Origin of the sequence: Acinetobacter brisouii (assembly GCF_008993995.1) — a bacterium.
GTDB lineage: Bacteria > Pseudomonadota > Gammaproteobacteria > Pseudomonadales > Moraxellaceae > Acinetobacter > Acinetobacter brisouii_A.
Genome location: NZ_BKNN01000122.1, coordinates 1 through 4,158 on the forward strand (window position 1 = coordinate 1; position 4,158 = coordinate 4,158).

Consider the following 4,158-nt stretch of genomic DNA (forward strand, 5'->3'; position numbering starts at 1 on the left):
GTCTAATTTATCAAGAAAATATAATTTGGTATGACCAATTTTTTAAAATGAATTATTCAGAGTAAATTACTCAACTTAGACGTAAAAACTATTTTTCAAAAAAAAACAAATATGTTCATAATTAATTATGTTCTAGGACAAAAGATTTTATTATCTTTCATTTAAACCCTCTAGATGTGAAAACATCACATCTTTTCTGCTCAGCCTACTACTTTTTGGCTGAGCTTTTTTTTGTCTATTTTTTATCTAAAAAAACACTTAATCTCGAATAATTTCCCCTGTTACCGCATCAATAATTCGACTTGGTAAAGGGCTTTGTCCAAGTTCCCCAGCCAAATAATTCAAAGATGCACCAAAATACTGCTCAGCTTGTGTTTGGTTACGTGCAGGGTCTAAACCTGCGGGATTGGCGCTGGTTGAGACAATAAAACGACCAAACGCGCGACACAGTTGTTGGCACAGTGGGTGATTGGTAACGCGTACAGCGACACGAGGATGCTGACCTGTAATCCATTCAGGAATAATATTCTGATTTGGAAGCAGCCATGTCAGACCACGTTCATTTGCTTGGCGATTGTGCCAGCTGGCAATAATTTCTTGTTGACGAGAACTTTCGAGAGGAGCAAGTAAGGTTTCGACTTGTTCGATATCACTCGCGAGGAGAATGACCCCTTTTTCGATCGGGCGTTGCTTCAATTCTAAAATACTTTGAAAGGCATCTTGGTTCATTGGGTCACAGCCTAGACCCCAGACTGCTTCGGTTGGATAAGCTAAGACCTGACCATGCTGCAAAAGTTCTGCGGCATGTTCCACTGAATAGGTGATCATGTGTTTATGCTCTTTGAGGGATTTAAGAAAAGCAGGGTGCAGTTGCTGCACGGCAACGACTATAACGCCCTGCTTGCTGTAAACACAAGCCTAAAAGTTCTAATTCCATGAGCTGAGCCAGTAAAACATCAACGGCTAAGTTTGTTTTTTCAGCCAAGTGATCAAGGTCTTGCCCAACCCAGTCGAGTTGCTGATATAGATGCTGTAGATGAGTTGGAATATCGGCTTTGGTCTGGGTTGAGTGATCTTGTTGTTGTATTTGCCATTGAGTGGGCAACGCCAGATCTTCAATAATTTGCTCAGGATGGTCAACTAAAGTTGCACCTTCACGGATCAGTTGGTGGCATCCCCGATGCTGTTCACTATAAATATGTCCAGGAATGGCAAAAATCAGTTTACCTTGCTCGGCAGCCAATTTTGCCGTAATCAGAGAGCCACTTTCCAAAGCAGCCTCAGCAACTAATACCCCAAGGCTTAGTCCGCTGACAATTCGATTACGCCGTGGAAAATTGCGCTGTAAAGGTTTGGTAAAAGGCAGAAATTCAGTAATGACACAACCGCCATGTTCAACAATTTGCTGGCGTAGTTGAAGATGCTGTGATGGATAGGTTTGTTCAATGCCAGTTGCCATGACTGCAATCGTACGTTGATGTTTTAGCCCAGCATGATGTGCAGCTTGATCAATTCCTTGAGCTAAACCACTGGTAATAAAAAAACCTTTATCTGCAAGATAATAAGCAAAATCATAACTGAGTTGTAAGCCATGTTGGCTTGCCTTGCGGCTGCCTACAATTGCAATTTGAGGTTGGCTTAAATTAAAAGATTGTCCTTGTCCAAACAAAATTGGAGGACGGTCGGAGTATGGTAATAATTGGGCTGGATAATCAGGCTCATTGGCTAAACAGATAAAATCGCAATGCTGAGTCAGACAATCTAAAATTTTCTGAAAATGTTGTTGTTCGGCAGCAGAATAAAATTGTTGGGCGCGTTGAATGTGATTTTTATGAATGCCTAAGCTTGACCAGCGTTGTAGGTTTGCTGGTGTGACAGCTTGTTCAGCACTACCAAAATAATCAATCAGTTGTTGATAGCTAGATAACGAATGTTGAACCAAATACCACAAGCGAATACTTTCTAGCTGAAGTTTGCTGATCTGGTTCAACATCATCCCATTACTCCGATGCAAGTGGTGATTGAATCGATGCACCGACTTTGATTGGTATAGTGCTGTCCAATACATAAGCATAACTGAGATGATCAAACGTTTTGAAAATCATTAAAGATCCAATTTCTTCTTGCGGTAAGGTAATCGGTTTTTTGGTTTTTACATCTTGAACCACTTCGCCTTGTTGGTAAATATTAAAAACTTGTCCTGTTTGGGCACCATCCAATATACCTCTATCAATTGTCACTACACTACGTTTTGCGGCATCTCCAATTGAACCCAAAACGCGAACAATTTGCCCGCCATCACGAACTTCATGTTGAGCTATTGGATAAAAAATAGAAGGGAGTTCATTTTTGTATTCAGGTAAAATGAGGTCACCACGACGAATTTCTTGATCATAACTCTGAGTCACTTCTAAAGTTGTCATATCACCACTTGCTGTAGTTGCAGTTGATACTGCACTTGCAACTTGTAGTAATTCAATACCTGCTGTGTACTTATTGCCTTTAGCATCTTTAAAAATATAAGGCTCAGCTTGACGATAGATACCGTATTTTTCACCAATCGCTAGGCCATTGCCTCGTGCATAAACCTTTTGTTCACTTGCTGCAAGGAGACGATGATCATTTGCTCCGACAATATAAGGCGTATTGGTCAAAGATTCTGGTGCAACAATATTGGCACGGTATAACCATACATCAATATCACTCAGGCGGATTGGAGGAATCGCCTCCCCAAGTGACTCAACACGAACCTGAGGTTTTAAATTAATACTGCCTGTATGGCGGCGAATAATCCCTTCACAGCCATCTCCTTCATCTCGACCAATCAAGGGCTTACCATTAAAAGAACACAGTAATAGGCGATCACCAGGATAAATCCAGTGTGGATTTTTCACATGTGGATTGCTTGCCCAAATTTCACGCCAGCGCCAAGGGCTTTTTAAGAACTTGCCTGCAATATCCCAAAGAGTATCGCCTTTACGTACCACATAAACATGTGGCGCGCTCGCTTTGAGGCTCGGTGGTGATACATTTGGTGAGGCAGCATGAAGCATAGATAAACTGCCTAGTCCTAACCCAACGCCTAGAGCCATGGCAAGGGCATGCTTTTTCAACCCCAAGACGTTCCCCTGTAAAACTTTTTTCATTATCATAATTCCTAAATGGATATTTCTAATTGCGTTATAATAACCAACTTTCCTAACATCTTTCTATGAAGCATGTTCTTCATAGGGCTGTTAATAAATGGTATTTGTGAGGAGGGCATATGGCCTTATTACCCATTTTAAATTTCCCAGACCCACGTCTGCGTACCATTGCACAACCTGTTGAAGAAGTGACTGATGAAATTCGTCAGCTTGCTACAGATATGTTTGAAACAATGTATGATGCTCCTGGCATTGGTTTAGCGGCCACTCAAGTTGATCAACATATTCAGTTGATTGTCATGGACTTATCTGAAGAAAAAAACCAACCTTTAGTTTTTATTAATCCTAAAGTCACGCCATTGACTGAAGAAGTTCAGCCTTATGAAGAGGGCTGCCTTTCAGTTCCTCAAATATACGATAAAGTTGAACGTCCGTCACGCGTCAAAATCGAAGCTTTAAATCTTGATGGAGAAAAAATTGAGATTGAAGCCGATGGCTTATTGGCGGTATGTATCCAACATGAAATGGATCACTTAAATGGCAAACTTTTTGTTGACTATTTATCTCCGCTTAAACGTCAACGGGCACGTGACAAAATTGAGAAACTTATACGTAGTCGAGAACGTGAAAAAGTCGCTGTAAAACGTTAAGTTCAAATTATGCGCTAAACAAAATTTTAGCGCATAAATAAAAAATAAATGAATAACAGTTATTTATATATTTTTTGGTATAAAAAAAATACAAACAATAATATTGAGATGAAAAAAAGCTTGCAAGGGGATATAAATCCTCTATAATGCGTATCCATCGGCGGTGATGCAGATAAAAACTTGTTGATTAACAAGGGCTTAGCTAGATAGGTAAGTTTTTGGTTGGATTGAATGGGTTTTAAAAAATATCGAAATTACCTGTTGACTTTGTTTTAAAATAGAGTAACATAGCCGACCTAGCTTGATGATGACGAATCATTAAGAAGATCATTAAGAGAATTGGAAGAACAACTTGTGTGGAT

At 39.9% G+C, this 4,158-nt stretch carries 4 protein-coding genes; 1 reads left to right on the forward strand and 3 read right to left on the reverse strand.

Going from position 1 to position 4,158, the window contains the following annotated elements:
* Positions 1-258: 258 nt before the first annotated feature.
* The 3 genes from GBN19_RS14860 to GBN19_RS14870 are packed head-to-tail and all read right to left on the reverse strand — an operon-like array spanning position 259 to position 3,146.
* Positions 259-828: an L-threonylcarbamoyladenylate synthase gene (locus GBN19_RS14860; protein WP_151709954.1), complete on the reverse strand. Its 570-nt coding sequence runs from the start codon at positions 826-828 to the stop codon at positions 259-261.
* Positions 829-850: 22 nt separating this feature from the next.
* Complete coding sequence (gene dprA, locus GBN19_RS14865) at positions 851-1,993, reverse strand: DNA-processing protein DprA (protein ID WP_151778650.1); 1,143 nt, start codon at positions 1,991-1,993, stop codon at positions 851-853.
* 7 nt (positions 1,994-2,000) lie between these two features.
* Positions 2,001-3,146, reverse strand: a complete 1,146-nt coding sequence (locus GBN19_RS14870; RefSeq protein WP_151778649.1) for a LysM peptidoglycan-binding domain-containing protein — start codon at positions 3,144-3,146, stop codon at positions 2,001-2,003.
* A gap of 119 nt (positions 3,147-3,265) precedes the next feature.
* Between GBN19_RS14870 and def the strand changes: the two genes are divergently transcribed.
* Entirely contained in the window at positions 3,266-3,796 is a 531-nt protein-coding gene (def, locus tag GBN19_RS14875; RefSeq protein WP_151709952.1) for a peptide deformylase, read from the forward strand.
* Positions 3,797-4,158: the final 362 nt, after the last annotated feature.

Bases quoted from the DNA above. Each gene is read 5' to 3' on its own strand.
- def (WP_151709952.1), top strand. From the start codon at position 3,266: ATGGCCTTATTACCCATTTTAAATTTCCCAGACCCACGTCTGCGTACC.
- GBN19_RS14870 (WP_151778649.1), bottom strand. From the start codon at position 3,146: ATGAAAAAAGTTTTACAGGGGAACGTCTTGGGGTTGAAAAAGCATGCC.
- dprA (WP_151778650.1), bottom strand. From the start codon at position 1,993: ATGTTGAACCAGATCAGCAAACTTCAGCTAGAAAGTATTCGCTTGTGG.
- GBN19_RS14860 (WP_151709954.1), bottom strand. From the start codon at position 828: ATGATCACCTATTCAGTGGAACATGCCGCAGAACTTTTGCAGCATGGT.